Source organism: Pseudonocardia yuanmonensis (genome assembly GCF_039542425.1).
Taxonomy (GTDB): domain Bacteria; phylum Actinomycetota; class Actinomycetes; order Mycobacteriales; family Pseudonocardiaceae; genus Pseudonocardia; species Pseudonocardia yuanmonensis.
Map to the genome: position 1 here is coordinate 130,814 of NZ_BAABIC010000011.1, position 13,702 is coordinate 144,515.

General features: G+C 73.3%; 17 protein-coding genes. 9 read left to right on the forward strand and 8 right to left on the reverse strand.

The window, feature by feature from the left end; translation table 11 throughout:
- Positions 1 to 2: 2 nt before the first annotated feature.
- Complete coding sequence (locus tag ABD990_RS17725) at positions 3 to 1,223, reverse strand: acetyl-CoA C-acetyltransferase (protein ID WP_345381667.1); 1,221 nt, start codon at positions 1,221 to 1,223, stop codon at positions 3 to 5.
- Between the two features lie 131 nt (positions 1,224 to 1,354).
- Here ABD990_RS17725 and ABD990_RS17730 point away from each other — a divergent pair, with 131 nt between their 5' ends.
- Both ABD990_RS17730 and ABD990_RS17735 read left to right on the forward strand, forming a co-directional pair.
- On the forward strand, positions 1,355 to 2,143 hold the full coding sequence (locus tag ABD990_RS17730) for a MerR family transcriptional regulator (protein WP_345381668.1): 789 nt from the start codon (positions 1,355 to 1,357) through the stop codon (positions 2,141 to 2,143).
- A gap of 90 nt (positions 2,144 to 2,233) precedes the next feature.
- The gene (locus tag ABD990_RS17735; protein ID WP_345381669.1) at positions 2,234 to 2,758 is read left to right on the forward strand and encodes a potassium channel family protein; all 525 of its coding nucleotides are present in this window, start codon (positions 2,234 to 2,236) and stop codon (positions 2,756 to 2,758) included.
- A 12-nt stretch (positions 2,759 to 2,770) separates the two neighbouring features.
- Here the strand turns inward: ABD990_RS17735 and ABD990_RS17740 are convergent, their stop codons facing one another.
- From ABD990_RS17740 to ABD990_RS17750, 3 genes are all read right to left on the reverse strand, one after another.
- The gene (locus ABD990_RS17740) at positions 2,771 to 3,043 is read right to left on the reverse strand and encodes an amphi-Trp domain-containing protein (RefSeq protein WP_345381670.1); all 273 of its coding nucleotides are present in this window, start codon (positions 3,041 to 3,043) and stop codon (positions 2,771 to 2,773) included.
- A 339-nt stretch (positions 3,044 to 3,382) separates the two neighbouring features.
- Positions 3,383 to 3,661, reverse strand: coding sequence for a hypothetical protein (locus ABD990_RS17745; protein WP_345381672.1), 279 nt, complete (start codon positions 3,659 to 3,661; stop codon positions 3,383 to 3,385).
- A gap of 12 nt (positions 3,662 to 3,673) precedes the next feature.
- Positions 3,674 to 5,494 carry a glycoside hydrolase family 15 protein gene (locus ABD990_RS17750; protein WP_345381673.1) on the reverse strand — a complete coding sequence of 607 codons (1,821 nt, stop codon included), beginning with the start codon at positions 5,492 to 5,494 and terminating at the stop codon, positions 3,674 to 3,676.
- A gap of 101 nt (positions 5,495 to 5,595) precedes the next feature.
- Here ABD990_RS17750 and ABD990_RS17755 point away from each other — a divergent pair, with 101 nt between their 5' ends.
- The 6 genes from ABD990_RS17755 (at position 5,596) to ABD990_RS17780 (ending at position 9,886) form a co-directional block, all read left to right on the forward strand.
- The gene (locus ABD990_RS17755) at positions 5,596 to 6,000 is read left to right on the forward strand and encodes an acyl-CoA thioesterase (RefSeq protein WP_345381674.1); all 405 of its coding nucleotides are present in this window, start codon (positions 5,596 to 5,598) and stop codon (positions 5,998 to 6,000) included.
- A 43-nt stretch (positions 6,001 to 6,043) separates the two neighbouring features.
- The gene (locus ABD990_RS17760) at positions 6,044 to 6,721 is read left to right on the forward strand and encodes a MerR family transcriptional regulator (RefSeq protein ID WP_345381763.1); all 678 of its coding nucleotides are present in this window, start codon (positions 6,044 to 6,046) and stop codon (positions 6,719 to 6,721) included.
- Positions 6,682 to 7,653: a hypothetical protein gene (locus tag ABD990_RS17765; protein WP_345381675.1), complete on the forward strand. Its 972-nt coding sequence runs from the start codon at positions 6,682 to 6,684 to the stop codon at positions 7,651 to 7,653. Before ABD990_RS17760 ends, ABD990_RS17765 begins: the two co-directional genes overlap by 40 nt.
- A gap of 212 nt (positions 7,654 to 7,865) precedes the next feature.
- Positions 7,866 to 8,441 carry a ClpP family protease gene (locus ABD990_RS17770; RefSeq protein ID WP_345381764.1) on the forward strand — a complete coding sequence of 192 codons (576 nt, stop codon included), beginning with the start codon at positions 7,866 to 7,868 and terminating at the stop codon, positions 8,439 to 8,441.
- A 1-nt stretch (position 8,442) separates the two neighbouring features.
- On the forward strand, positions 8,443 to 9,054 hold the full coding sequence (locus ABD990_RS17775; protein WP_345381676.1) for an ATP-dependent Clp protease proteolytic subunit: 612 nt from the start codon (positions 8,443 to 8,445) through the stop codon (positions 9,052 to 9,054).
- 241 nt (positions 9,055 to 9,295) lie between these two features.
- On the forward strand, positions 9,296 to 9,886 hold the full coding sequence (locus tag ABD990_RS17780; protein WP_345381677.1) for a class I SAM-dependent methyltransferase: 591 nt from the start codon (positions 9,296 to 9,298) through the stop codon (positions 9,884 to 9,886).
- A gap of 219 nt (positions 9,887 to 10,105) precedes the next feature.
- Here ABD990_RS17780 and ABD990_RS17785 read toward each other — a convergent pair whose 3' ends face one another.
- The 3 genes from ABD990_RS17785 to ABD990_RS17795 are packed head-to-tail and all read right to left on the reverse strand — an operon-like array spanning position 10,106 to position 11,813.
- A complete protein-coding gene (locus ABD990_RS17785) occupies positions 10,106 to 10,834 on the reverse strand; it encodes an SDR family NAD(P)-dependent oxidoreductase (RefSeq protein WP_345381678.1) in 729 nt (242 codons plus the stop codon).
- 8 nt (positions 10,835 to 10,842) lie between these two features.
- Entirely contained in the window at positions 10,843 to 11,004 is a 162-nt protein-coding gene (locus ABD990_RS17790; protein ID WP_345381679.1) for a hypothetical protein, read from the reverse strand.
- Positions 11,005 to 11,006: 2 nt separating this feature from the next.
- A complete protein-coding gene (locus ABD990_RS17795; protein ID WP_345381680.1) occupies positions 11,007 to 11,813 on the reverse strand; it encodes an enoyl-CoA hydratase-related protein in 807 nt (268 codons plus the stop codon).
- Positions 11,814 to 11,880: 67 nt separating this feature from the next.
- Between ABD990_RS17795 and ABD990_RS17800 the strand changes: the two genes are divergently transcribed.
- Positions 11,881 to 12,477 carry a TetR/AcrR family transcriptional regulator gene (locus tag ABD990_RS17800; RefSeq protein ID WP_345381681.1) on the forward strand — a complete coding sequence of 199 codons (597 nt, stop codon included), beginning with the start codon at positions 11,881 to 11,883 and terminating at the stop codon, positions 12,475 to 12,477.
- Here the strand turns inward: ABD990_RS17800 and ABD990_RS17805 are convergent.
- Positions 12,455 to 13,612 carry a hypothetical protein gene (locus tag ABD990_RS17805; RefSeq protein ID WP_345381682.1) on the reverse strand — a complete coding sequence of 386 codons (1,158 nt, stop codon included), beginning with the start codon at positions 13,610 to 13,612 and terminating at the stop codon, positions 12,455 to 12,457. The genes ABD990_RS17800 and ABD990_RS17805 overlap by 23 nt on opposite strands.
- Positions 13,613 to 13,702 lie beyond the last annotated feature (90 nt).

The following is a 13,702-nucleotide window of genomic DNA, read 5'->3' on the forward strand; positions in this document are numbered from 1 at the left end:
CCTCAGACTCGCTCGATGATGGTCGCGATGCCCATGCCGCCGCCCACGCACAGCGTGGCGAGACCCCGCTGCAGGTCCCGGCGCTCCAGCTCGTCGAGCAGGGTGCCGAGGATCATGGCGCCGGTCGCGCCCAGCGGGTGGCCCATGGCGATGGCGCCGCCGTTGACGTTGGTCTTGTCGTGCGGGATCTCCATGTCCCGCATGTAGCGCAGGGCCACCGCGGCGAAGGCCTCGTTGATCTCGAACAGGTCGATGTCGTCGACCGTGAGACCGGCCTTGGCCAGGGCCTTGCGGCTGGCCGGGGCGGGCCCGGTCAGCATGATCGTCGGGTCGGCGCCGGAGAGCGCGGTGGCGACGATCCGGGCGCGCGGGATGATTCCGGCGGCCCTGCCGGCGGCCTCGGTGCCGATGAGGCAGAGCGACGCGCCGTCGACGATGCCGGAGCTGTTGCCGGCGTGGTGCACGTGGTCGATCTTCTCGATCCAGTGGTAGCGCTGGAGCGCGACGGCGTCGAAGCCGCCCTCCTGCCCCATCATCTCGAACGACGGCTTGAGCCCGGCCAGGCTCTCCAGCGTCGCCCCGGCGCGGACGTGCTCGTCGCGGTCCAGCACGACCAGGCCGTTGCGGTCCTTGACCGGGACCACGGACTTGGCGAAGTAGCCGTTGGCCCAGGCCTTGGCGGCACGGGTCTGCGACTCCACCGCGAAGGTGTCGACGTCCTCGCGGGAGAAGCCCTCGATCGTCGCGATCAGGTCGGCGCCGATGCCCTGCGGCACGAAGCCCGTCTCGTAGCTGGTGTCCGGGTCCATCGCCCAGGCACCGCCGTCCGAGCCCATCGGCACGCGGCTCATCGCCTCGACGCCGCCGGCGAGGACCATCTCCTCCATGCCCGAGCGGACCTTCTGCGCGGCGGTGTTCACCGCCTCCAGGCCGGACGCGCAGAACCGGTTGAGCTGTACACCGGCGACGGTGTGCGGCAGGCCGGCCGCGATGGCGGCGGTCTTGGCGATGTCGCCGCCCTGGTCGCCGACCGGGGACACGACGCCGAGCACGACGTCGTCGATCGTGTTCGGGTCCAGCTCCGGGTAGCGGGCGCGGATCTCCTGGATCAGGCCGATCACCAGGGAGACCGGCTTGACCTCGTGTAGCGAACCGGAGGCCTTGCCGCGTCCCCGCGGGGTCCGGATCGCGTCGTAGACGTACGCCTCGGGGATCTCGCTCATGCGAACCCTCTCGTGAAGAAGTCTGTCCAGCAGCGGCGCGCAGGCGGTGCCCGCCCCGCGTCCGATCGTGACAGCAGAATTGTTACAGCAGGACTGTCACATGGGTCAACCCGTGCCGTAACCTGCCCGCCATGGCTGCACCAGCGCCTGCGGACCCCGATCCCGAGCTCCTCACCGTCGACCAGCTGGCCGCGCGGACCGGCACCACGGTGCGGACGATCCGCTACTACGCCGGTCGCGGGCTGCTCCCCCCGCCGCAGCTCCGGGGCCGCACCGGGCTCTACGGGCCCGACCACGTCGCCCGGCTGCTCCTGGTCGCCGAGCTGAGCGAGCTCGGGTTCACCCTGACGGCGATCGAGCGGCACCTCGAGCGGCTCCCGCACTCGGCCGGGCCCGAGGAGCTCGCCCTGCAGCTCGCGCTGCTCACCCCCTGGGCGCCCGAGCAGCTCGACGAGGTCGACCACGCCGGGCTGGAGGAGCGGGCCGGGCGCCCCCTCGACGACGCCGCCGTCGACAAGCTGGTCGCGTACGGCGCCGTCGAGCACGCCGGCCCGGGGCGCTATCGCGTGCAGGGCCCGATCGCGCTGGGCGCGGGGCTCGACGCCCTCGACCTCGGACTCCCCGCCGACTTCTGGCGCCGCTCCCGCGAGGTGATCGACCGACACACGTCCGCGCTGGCCGACGACCTGATGACGCTGTTCCAGGAGGAGGTCCTGCAGCCGTACCGGGACGCGGGCCGCCCCGCCGAGCAGCGGTCCCGGCTGGCCGCGGCCCTGTCCCGGCTCAAACCGGTCACGGTGCAGGGCGTGGTCACCGCGTTCGGGCGTGCGGTCAACCGGACGATCCGCGAGCGCGCCGAGCACCCGCCCGCCAGGATCGGCCGGGGCTCCGGGCGGAGCGGGGCCACCTCCGGTGGGTGACCCGCCGCCCGGCCCCCGCCGGGACACTGGCCGCTCGCGCGGAGGGAGGTGCCCGGTGGCGGGAGGACGGCGACCGGTCGGACACGGCGGATGAACGGGCGCCCGGAGCGGCGCGGCTCCCGGCGGCGCCAGGCCGCGGCCTCGCTGACCCGGTCGGTATTGACCACCGTGCTGCTGGTCGTGGTCTACTACCGGGCCCCGCTCGACCGCGGGATCAACCCGGGGACCCTGTTCTGGTTCGTGGTCGGCCTGGTCGCGCTCGCGGTCGCCGTCGTCTGGCAGACCCGGGTCATCATCCGGTCCGAGGTGCCCCGGCTGCGGGCGGTCGAGACCGCGATGATCGGCCTGCCCGCGCTCCTGCTGCTCTACGCGTCCGTCTACACCGTCCTGTCCACGGCCGCACCCGCCTCGTTCACGCAGACCATGAGCCGCACGGACGCGCTCTACTTCACCACGACCGTCTTCGCGACGGTCGGGTTCGGCGACATCACCCCGGTCACCGAGGCGGCCCGGATCATCGTGACCACGCAGATGGTCACCGGGCTGCTCGCCGTCGGCGTCGTGGCGAAGCTGCTGCTCGGCGCCGTGCAGAAGGCGACGTCGAAGGACGGGTGAGCGGGCCCTCCGTCAGGCCGGCTCCGCGGCCGCGCGGGACTTGCGGCCCCGGCGCCCGGCCGTCGACCAGGTCAGCTCGCACTCCAGCTCCACCTCGTCGCCGTCGACCTCCACCTCGACCTCCGCCCGCACCTCGTCCGGGACCTTGAGCTCGAGCTTGCTGTCACCGAGCTGCAGGTGAACTTCGGACCCGTCCGCGGCGAGGGCGTCGGCGAGGCTGCGCAGCAGGGCCGCGGCGTCCGCCCGGCTCAGGGTCTCCGAACGGCTGATCTCGAGATCCGACATGCCGGGAGTGTCGGCCCGGGCGCGGGCCGGGTCACCACCCGCGCGGGATGAGCCCGGGGCCGGGCCGCCGCCCGCGTCCGCGGGTTCCGCGCCGCCCCGGGCGCGGGCCGGCGCGGCGCCGGGGCGAGCAGGGCCGCCTCGAGCCGCGCGAGCATCAGGACGGCGAGCATGAGCAGCACCGGCAGGCCGAGCGCGATCGACAGCAGGACGAGCAGCACGTGGATCCCCCCTTTCGCGCGGCCGCCCACGCCGCGGCCGCGCCTCCCCCAGCCCTCGAAGGGCGTCGTCCATTCTCCGGCCGCGGCGGGCCGGACGCATCCCCTCCCGCAGGCGATCCGCTCAGGCCGGCACCCTCCCCCGGCGGCCGTAGCGCCGGCTGCCGGCGTAGCCGGACAGGTCGACCAGGAACGCGAGGGCCAGCCAGACGGCGTCGAAGCCGGTGATCCCGCCGGGCGCGACGAGGACGTAGATCAGCGTCGTGAGCGGCAGGAACACGATGCCGAGGATCGGCCACAGGATGGTGTCGAAGGTCGCGTTCCAGCGCACCGGGTCGACCAGCCACCACAGCACGTCGACGATCCGCGGCCCGAACAGCAGCAGTCCGAAGAACAGGCACATGACGTCCTCCCCTCAGCGACGCCGGTCCAGCGCGGCGTCGAGCGTCGTGGCCGCGTCGATCAGCGCGAGATGGGTGAACGCCTGTGGGAAGTTGCCGATCTGCTCGCCGGTGAGGGCGATCTCCTCGGAGTAGAGGCCCAGGTGGTTGGCGTAGGTGAGCATCTTCTCGAAGGCCTGCCGGGCCTGGTCGAGCCGGCCGGCCCGGGCGAGCGCGTCGACCCAGGCGAAGGAGCACAACGAGAACGTGCCCTCGGAGCCGCGCAGCCCGTCCGGCGAGGCGGCGGGGTCGTAGCGGTACACCAGGCTGTCGGTGACCAGCTCGGCCTCCATCGCGTCGAGCGTGGAGACCCACATCGGGTCCTCGGGGGTGATGAAGCCGACGGTCGCCATGCGCAGCAGGGAGGAGTCGAGGACCTCGGTGTCGTAGTGCTGGACGAAGGCGCCGCGGCGCGCGTTCCAGCCCCGCTCCATGACCTGGTTGTAGATCCGGTCGCGCTCCTCGCGCCACCGCTCCAGCGGTGCCGGGCGGCCGGTCTCGATCGCCCCCCGGATGCCCCGGTCGAGTGCGACCCAGCTCATCACCCGGCCGTAGGTGAAGGACTGCCGGCCGCCGCGCGTCTCCCAGATGCCCTCCTCGGGCTGGTCCCAGTGTTCGCAGAGCCAGTCGAGGACCTCGGACATCGCCGTCCACCCGCGGTGCGGGGTGCGGAGCCCGGCCCGGTCGAGCGCGGCGATGCTGTCCGCGGCCTCGCCGTAGATGTCGAGCTGGAGCTGCTCCGCGGCGCCGTTGCCGATCCGGACCGGGGCCGAGCCGCGGTAGCCGGACCAGTGCTCGAGGATCTCCTCCTTGAGGTCGGAGGAGCCGTCCACCCGATACATGATGTTGAGCGGGCCGCCCTCGCCCCCGACACGCTCGCGCACCCGGTCGCCCAGCCACCCGCCGAAGCGCGCGGCCTCGTCGACGAAGCCCAGCTTGAGCAGGGAGAACACCGAGAACGACGCGTCGCGCACCCACGTGTAGCGGTAGTCCCAGTTGCGCTCGCCGCCGACCTGCTCGGGCAGTGCCGCGGTGGGCGCCGCGACCAGCCCGCCCGACGGGTCGTAGGTGAGCAGCTTCAAGGTGATCGCGGAGCGGTTCACCATCTCGCGCCAGCGCCCTCGGTAGGTCGAGCGCGCGAGCCACGTGTGCCAGAAGGCGACGGTGTCGTCGAAGAGCCGCGTGATCTCCGCGACCCTGATCTCGCGGGGCGGCCCGTCGGCGTCCGCCTCGAGGACGATTCCGCGCAGCTCGCCGGCCTCGAGCTCCAGGGTGAAGCCGACGTCGCCCTCCTCGACCTTCACCTGCGCGATCCGCGGGTCCTCCGGCTCGCGGACGGGGTGCACGGTCAACGTGAGCGCGTCGGTGACGAACACCGCGCCGGTGTCCGTGACGTCGGTGCGGTGGGCGCGACGGCCGTAGTCGAAGCGCGGCGCGATGTGCCCCGCGAAGCGCATCCGCCCGCGGACGCAGCGCACCATCCGGACCAGCCGGCTCCCGCCCTCCTGCCGACCCAGCACCGGCATGAAGTCGGCGACCTCGCCGACGCCGGACTCCGTGAAGAATCGCGTGACCAGCACGGCCGAGTCCGGGAAGTACATCTGCCGGGAGGTGTGCGGGTCGACCGGGGCCAGCCGGAAGTGGCCGCCGCGCTCGTCGTCGAGCAGGGCGCCGAACACGCTGGGCGAGTCGACCCGCGGGCAGCAGAACCAGTCGACCGTGCCCTCGGTGCTGACCAGGGCGGAGGTGTGCAGGTCCCCGACGAGGCCGTGGTCGGCGATGGCGGTCTCGGGCATGGCTCCTCCTCGGCGTCGAGCCTGGTCGGGCCACGGTCGCCGGAGGGGCCGGGCACGGCATCACCCGCCGCGAACGATCCCCGGCCGGTTAGTCTCCGACGGTGACGACGGCGCGCGAGTACGTCCATCCCTGGCAGGTGCGCTACCTCGAGGTCGACCAGCAGGGCGTCGTCTTCAACTCGTGGTACCTGGCCTGGTTCGACGAGGCGATGTCCGGCTTCCTGGCCCACTCCGGGCCGGCGTACGGCGACCTGGTCGCAGCGGGGTACGACGTTCAGCTGGTCCGGTCGGAGATCGACTGGCGTTCCGGGGTCGGCTGGGGCGACCCGGTGTCGATCGCCGTGTCGCCCGGGCGGATCGGGACGACGAGCTTCGACCTGCACTTCGAGGTCCGCCGCGGGGACGAGGTGACCTGCACGGCCCGCACCGTGTACGTCGTGATCGCGACGGACGGCTCGGGCACGCGGCCGATCCCCGACCTGCTGCGGAAGGTGCTCGACACATAGTGGACAGCACCACTATCGGATAGCTACAGTATCGGCCGTGCGCATGGCCGAGCTGAGCCGCGCGACCGGGGTGCCGGTCGCGACGATCAAGTACTACCTGCGCGAGGGGCTCCTCCCCCGCGGCGAGGTCACGACCTCGCCCAACCAGGCGCGCTACGGCGAGGAGCACGTCCGCAGGCTCGCGCTCGTCCGCTCGCTGGTCGAGGTCGGGGGCCTGTCGATCGCCGCGGTGCGCGCCGTCCTGGCCGCGATCGACGACCCGGCCGTCCCGCTGCACGACACCCTCGGCCTGACCATCGACGCCGCCGACGCGCCCGTACCGGCCGTCGACGACCCCCGGCACGCGGCCGCCGCCGCGCGGATCGACGCGGTCATCGCGGAGCGGGGCTGGCGGCTCTCGCCGGACCCGCTGGCGCGCCGGGCTGCGATCGACGTCCTCGCCACCATGCAGCGTGTGACCGGGGACCGGCTCACCGGCCTCGCCGGGGTCTACGCCGAGGCCGCCGAACGGATCGCCGAGGCCGACCTCGACACCGTCACCGCCGTCGAGGACCCCGAGACCCGCGTGGAGACCGCGCTGGTCGGGACGGTCCTCGGCGAGCGGCTGCTCGCCGCCCTCCGCCGGCTCGCGCAGGAGCACGTGTCCGCCCAACGGTTCCCACCGTCCTCACGGGAGACGCCATGTCCGCCACCGTCCCCTCGGTCCCCGTCCGACCCCTGACCCTCCGCGGCGCCCTCGTCTGGCACCGGCCGTTGATGATGCTCGCCGCCGCCATGGCCGTCCTGAGCGTCGTCGGCCTCGTCGGGCTCGTCGCCGACGACCGGGTGCTCACCGGGCTGCCGATCTGGGCCAAGCCCACCAAGTTCGCCCTCTCCACCCTGATCTACGCCGTGACCTGGGCCTGGCTCGTCGCCCTCGTCCGCGAGCACCGGCCCGCGGCGGCTCGCTGGACGCACCGCGCCGGCACCGTCGCCGCCGTGCTGCTCGGGGTGGAGCTGGTGATCATCGTCCTGCAGGTCGTGCGCGGCACGACCAGCCACTTCAACCGCGCGACCCCGCTGGACTCCACCCTCTTCACGATCATGGCGGTCTCGATCGTCGCGGTCTGGCTCGCCTCGCTCTACGCCGCGGCCCAGCTCTACCGGGTCCGCGGGCTGGACCCCGCCCGCGGCCGGGCGGTCCGCGCGGGCGCGGTGCTCGCCGTCGTCGGGATGGGGTTGGGGGTCCTGATGACGCTGCCGGCGATCGCCGGACCCACCGGCGCAGCCGGCATCACGGGCGCGCACACCGTCGGACTGCCCGACGGCGGGGCCGGGCTGCCAATGCTCGGCTGGAGCACGGAGGCGGGCGACCTGCGGATCCCGCACTTCGTGGGGATGCACGCGCTGCAGGTGCTGCCGCTCGTGCTCGTCGGGCTGGAACTGCTGGCCGCGCGGGTCGCGGTGCTGCGGCCGGTCGCCGTGCGGCGCGGGCTGGTCGGCGTGGCCGCCGGCGCCTATGCGGGACTGCTGGCCGTGGTGACCTGGCAGGCGTTGCGCGGGCAGTCGATCGTGGCGCCCGACGCCGCGACCCTCGCCGGGTTCTCCGCCGTGCTCCTCGCGACCGGGGTGGGTGCGGTCGTGGTGCTCCGGAGGCCGCCGGTCGCGGTCTGATCCGTTCACGGTCGGCGAAAACCGCAGGTCGCGGATTCGCCGTGGGCGAAGCACCGGTCCCGCGGGCGCGACCGACCCTAGCGTCGGCGGGGTCAGGTCCCGCGCACCGTCGCACCGTCGAGGAGGCCGCCGTGCCCGTTCCGATCCCGCCCCCGCAGCCGCCGTTCCACCTGCCCGCCACGCCACTGTCCGGCCCGCTGCCGCCGGCACGGATGAGCGCACCCGCCGCCGCACCGGGACTCGCGGACTCGGTGTTCGAGCGGTTGCTGACCCACCGCATCGTCGTCCTCGGACAGGAGGTCGACGCCGACATCGCCAACCGCATCGCCGGCCAGATGCTGCTGCTCGCGGCCGAGGACCCGGAGGCCGACATCTCGCTGTACATCAACTCGCCCGGCGGCTCGGTGCACGACGGGCTCGCCGTCCTCGACACCATGCGGTTCATCCCGTGCGACGTCGCGACCTACGCGATGGGGCTGGCGGCGTCGATGGGCCAGGTCCTGCTGTCGGCCGGGACGCGCGGGAAGCGGTACGTGCTGCCGCACACCAAGGTGCTGATGCACCAGCCGTCGGCCGGTGTCGGGGGCGCGGAGACCGACATCCGGATCCGCGCGGAGCTGTTGCGCCGCAACAAGGAGGAGATGGCCCGGCTGATCGCCGAGCACACCGGTCAGACCGTCGAGCGGATCACCGCGGACTTCGACCGCGACCGCTGGTTCTCCGCCGAGGAGGCCAGGGAGTACGGGTTCGTCGACCACGTGGTGACCAGGGCCGGGGAGGTGGCCTGAGATGCGGATGCGGTACACGCTGCCGTCGTTCGTGGAGCGCACGAGCTACGGCATCAAGGAGTCCAACCCGTACAACAAGCTGTTCGAGGAGCGCATCGTCTTCCTCGGTGTGCAGATCGACGACGCCTCGGCCAACGACGTCATGGCCCAGCTCCTGTACCTGGAGTCGGCCGACCCGGACCGCGAGATCTCGATGTACATCAACTCGCCCGGCGGCTCCTTCACCTCGCTCATGGCGATCTACGACACGATGCAGTTCATCCGGCCGAGCATCCAGACGGTCTGCCTCGGCCAGGCCGCCTCCGCCGCGGCGGTGCTGCTCGCCGCCGGGTCGCCCGGCCGCCGGCTCGCCGTACCCAACGCCCGCGTGCTCATCCACCAGCCGTCGACCGGCGGGTTCCAGGGACAGGTGTCCGACCTGGAGATCCACGCCGCCGAGGTCGCGCGGATCCGGGCGCAGATGGAGACGGCGCTGGCCCGGCACACCGGCCGTACCCCGGAGCAGGTGCACGCGGACATCGAGCGCGACCGCATCCTCACCGCGGAGGAGGCGAAGGAGTACGGCCTGGTCGACGAGATCATCCAGCCCCGCAAGCTCCGCGTGGTGAGGTAGCGGGGCGTGCTCTCGAGCTCCCGCGAGTCGGCAGTTCCGGTAGCGCGAGTCGCGCCCTGAGCTTCCGCGAGTCGCGCCTTGAGCTTCCCCGAGTCGCGCCCTGGGCTTCCGCGAGTCGCGCTGTGGGCTTCCGCGAGTCGCGCCCTGAGCTTCCGCAAGTCGGCAGTTCTGGTAGCGCGAGTCCGGCAGTTCGGGACTTCGTGGACTTGCCGACGGCCGGTCGGCCGGGCAGCGTCGGGGCGTGATCGAGGTGGTGCGGGAGTCGCTGGGCGTCCCGGGCGGCGAGCTCGTGTTCCTCCGGCCCGCTCCCGGCGTCGAGGTGCCGTTCGACGAGGTCGGCGACGAACTGCTGCCCCCGCACTGGGCCGAGGTGTGGCCGAGCGGGATCGCACTGGCGCACGCCGCCGGAGCGATCCCGCCGGGCACACGCGTGCTCGAGCTCGGATGCGGCCTCGCACTCCCCGCCCTCGCGGCGGCACGAGCCGGCGCGACGGTGGTCGCCACCGACCTGTCGTCGACGGCGATCGACCTGGTCCGGCGCAGCGCCGAGCTGAACGGGCTCGCGCTGCGGGCCGAGCCGCGCAGCTGGTGCGATCCGGCACTGGAGTCCGTCGACCTCGTGCTCGGCGCCGACCTGCTCTACGGGCACCGCAACGTCGTCGAGCTGCTGGAGGTCCTCCCGCGGCTCGCGCCCGAGGTGTGGCTCACCGATCCCGGACGGCCGCTCGCGCCCGAGTTCGTCGCCGCCGCCCGGACGACCTGGTCGGTCGCCGCCCGGCCGACAGAGCAGGAGGGCGTCACGCTCCATCGCCTGTCACGCGGCAGACCCTGAGCTTTCCTGACCGGACATCGCGCAGACGGTCGCCCGGAACTACCGACTCGCGCTACCGGATCTGCCGACTCGCGGTGCCGGATCTCGCGACTCGCGGGAGCGCAGCGCGCGACTCGCGAAAGCCCACAGCGCGACTCGCGAAAGCCCACAGCGCGACTCGCGAAAGCCCACAGCGCGACTCGCGAAAGCCCACAGCGCGACTCGCGGGAGTACGGCCCCTCAGCTCATGGTCAGCCCGCCGCTGACGCTGAGGGTCTGGCCGGTGATGTAGGCGGCGTCGGGCGAGGCGAAGAACGCCACGGCGCCCGCGAGGTCGGTCGGCTGTGCGAGCCGGCGGAACGGAATGGACCTGATCAGGGAGTCGCGCAGCTTCGGGTTGTCCCCGCTCATCGACGCGAACAGCGCGGTGTCGGTGGGACCGGGGCACACGACGTTGGCGTTGATGCCGTGCCGGGCGGACTCGCGCGCGATCGTCTTGGTGAACGCGATGACCCCGCCCTTGGCCGCGGAGTAGACGGCCTCGCCGGACGAGCCGACCCGCCCCGCGTCGGACGCCAGGTTGACGATCGTGCCCCCGCCCTGCGCGATCATGATCGGCAGCACGGCCTTGCACGTGTGCAGGACTCCGTAGAGGTTGATCCGGATGACGGTGTCCCAGTCGGCCGGGTCGGAGTCGACGAAGGGGCTCGCCTTGTCCCAGCCGGCGTTGTTGACCAGCACGTCGATCCGCCCGAACCGGTCGCGGACCTGCGCGACCATCGCGTCCACGGACCCGCGGTCGGTCACGTCCGCGCGGATCCCCAGCCCGCCGACGGCCTTGCCGGTCTCCTCGGCCGTGGCCTCGTCGACGTCGGTCGCGACGACCGTGACACCGTCGGCCGCGAGCCGCTCGGCGATGGCCCGACCGATCCCCCGGCCGGCCCCGGTCACGATGGCGATCCTGGACATGTGTCTCCTCAGGGTGCGAGCGGGCGGCCGTCCCGCTGCCGGGCGATCACGAGGTTCAGCTCCGGCTCGATCCGCCGCCGCCCGCGGTAGGTCGGCAGCAGCGCCCGGCGGGCGAGCGCGCGGGCCGTGTCTTGGAAGGACCCCTGTTGGGCGGTGGGCGAGAAGCCCATCCTCAGTGCGCCCGGTAGTACTTCGCGAACTCCGGCGGCCGCTTCTCGGCGAAGGCGCGGGCGCCCTCCATGCCCTCCTCCGACACCGCGAACAGGTCGAGCGCGGACATGGCCATGTTGGACAGCCCCGCCTGATGGTCGGTGTCGGCGTTGAACGAGTGCTTGAGCACCCGGAGCGCCGTCGGGCTCCGCTCGGCGACCTCGGCGGCCCACCGCTTGGCCTCCGCGAGCACCTCGGCCTGCGGGACGACCGAGTTGACCAGGCCCATCTCGAGGGCCTCCTGCGCCGAGTACTGCCGGCACCAGAACCAGATCTCGCGCGCCTTCTTCTCCCCCACGACCCGGGCGAGGTAGGCCGAGCCGAAGCCGGCGTCGAAGGAGCCGACCTTGGGGCCGGTCTGGCCGAAGCGGGCGGTGTCCGCGGCGATCGACACGTCGCACAGCACGTGCAGCACGTGCCCGCCGCCGATCGCCATCCCGTTGACGGCGGCGATGACGGGCTTCGGGACGTCCCGGATCAGCTTGTGCAGGTAGCCGATCTCGAACATGCCGCTGTCGCTCGGGCCGTAGTCGCCGGTCTCCGCACGCTGCTTGACGTCCCCGCCGGTGCAGAACGCCTTGTCACCGGCCCCGGTGAGGATGATCGCCCGTACGTCGTGGTCCGCCCACGCGGCACGGAAGGCCCTGGTCAGCTCCTCGACCGTCTGCGCTCGGAAGGCGTTGTACCGGGCCGGGCGGTTCATCGTGATCACGGCGGTGGTGCCGTCGACCTCGTACACGATGTCGGTGAAATCAGGGGTGTGGGACACGTCGACTCCCTCGTCTCGTTCGCCGACCACCGTGACGAACTTCGACTCTTGGGTCAAGATGTGAACCGTGAGTCAGCGGGTGGCGCGCAAGCGTGGCGAACGGGTGCGGGCGATCCTCACGACCGCGGCCGAGCTCCTCGGCGAGCGCGGGTACGAGGGGGTGAGCCTGGAGGACGTCGCCGACCGGCTCGACGTCACCAAGGGCTCGCTCTACTACTACTTCGCGAGCAAGGACGAGCTGGTCACGGCCGCGATCGAGACCCTCGGCACGGACTGGACGGACCGGCTCGAGGCCCTGCCCGCCGGCGGCACGCCCACGGACCGGCTCCGCGCGCTGCTCCGCGAGCACATCCGGATCGCCGTCCGCGAGTACCCCGCCGCGCTGCGCCTCTTCCTGGTCCCGGACGACTGGCCGGAGGACCAGCGGGCGCGCATCAAGGCCCTCCGCCGCCGGCACGACGCGGTGTTCCGCGCCGTCGTCGAGGAGGGGCTGCGGAGCGGCGAGTTCACCGTCGTCGCCGTCGACCCCACGCTGCAGGCGATGCACGCCGCGATGTCGCAGGCGCCGGTCTGGGTGCGGGACGACCGCGGGATCGACCGGCTCGCGGACACCCTGATGATGCTGGTCGGGGTGGTGCCGGTCAGACCGGGAAGTGCGGGATGAGCGTGCCGGCGCGGCGGCGCAGCCCGTCGATCGTCGCGAGGTCCTCGTCGATGTCCTTCAGGTCCGCGGCCACCTTCTCCAGCCCCTCGACGGCGGAGAGCGCCGATCCGAGCCGGGCGTCGAGCTCGTCGTCCCGGCGGGTGAGCGCGGTCGTGACCGCGCGGCGCAGCTCGGCGTTGGCGGAGCGCGCGGCGTCCCGGACCTGCTTGCCGACGGTGAGCTGGAACTCGTCGACCATGGCCCGGACCGCGGTGCGCACCTCGGCGCGGCGGCGGTCGAGGCCCCGCTTGCGCTCCCCGCTCAGCGCGGCGCCGCCCAGCCCGAGGGCGCCGAGGCACGCGCCGGTGACCAGCATCCACACCGGCACGGCGACGCCGAGGAACCGGGTGAGCACGAAGGCCATCATGATCCCGCCGTACGTGGGCATGACCACGGTGAGCAGGCGGGCGGGGATCGGCGTCCGCCCGGCGTCGCCCGCGGGCGGCTCCGCGATCGCGGCGACGGTCTCGGCGCCGGGCGGGATCGGGATCGCCGGCATCGGGAGCCGCTCGGTCAGCTCGGTGCCCTCGGTCAGCCGGTCGGCGACGACCCGGACGCCGTAGTCCAGCTCCACGCGGAGCCGGTCCGCCTCCCCGGCGAGCCGCTCGCGGAACCGCCCCATGATCTCGGCCCGCTCCTTGCGCGGATCGTGCTCCCCGATGTCCCGCTCGGTGTCCGCGACGACCGCTCGGGTGCGGGTGCGCAGGGAGAACTCGACGTCCGAGGTCAGCCCGGCGAAGCCGTCGCCGAGGATCTGCGACCACTCGCGGGACACGCTGCGCAGCCGCCCGGACCGCTTGCGCAGCGCGCTGAGCTCGGCCCGCAGCCGGGCGGCGCGGGCGGGGTCGGACAGCGCGGCGCGCCGGTAGCGCAGGTCCGAGCGGAGCGAGTCGAGGGCGCGGGTCAGCTCCTGCGACGCGGTGCGCATGGCGGCGACCCGGCGGCCCGCGGTGGTCGCCGCGGCGAGCTCGTCCCGCGCGGCGCGCAGGCGGCGCGCCAGGTCCTCGCGGTCGTTGGCCTCCGCACCGGCGAGCGTGGTGCCGAGCAGGTCGAGGGCCTCGTCGACGGGGTTGCGGGCGGCTTCCGGCGTGGCCACGACCGGGCTCCTCCTCGGGCGGGGACGGGCCGGGGCGGGCCCGCGGGGAACGTGACGGACGGCCGGGACGCGGTCGTCGCATCCCGGCCG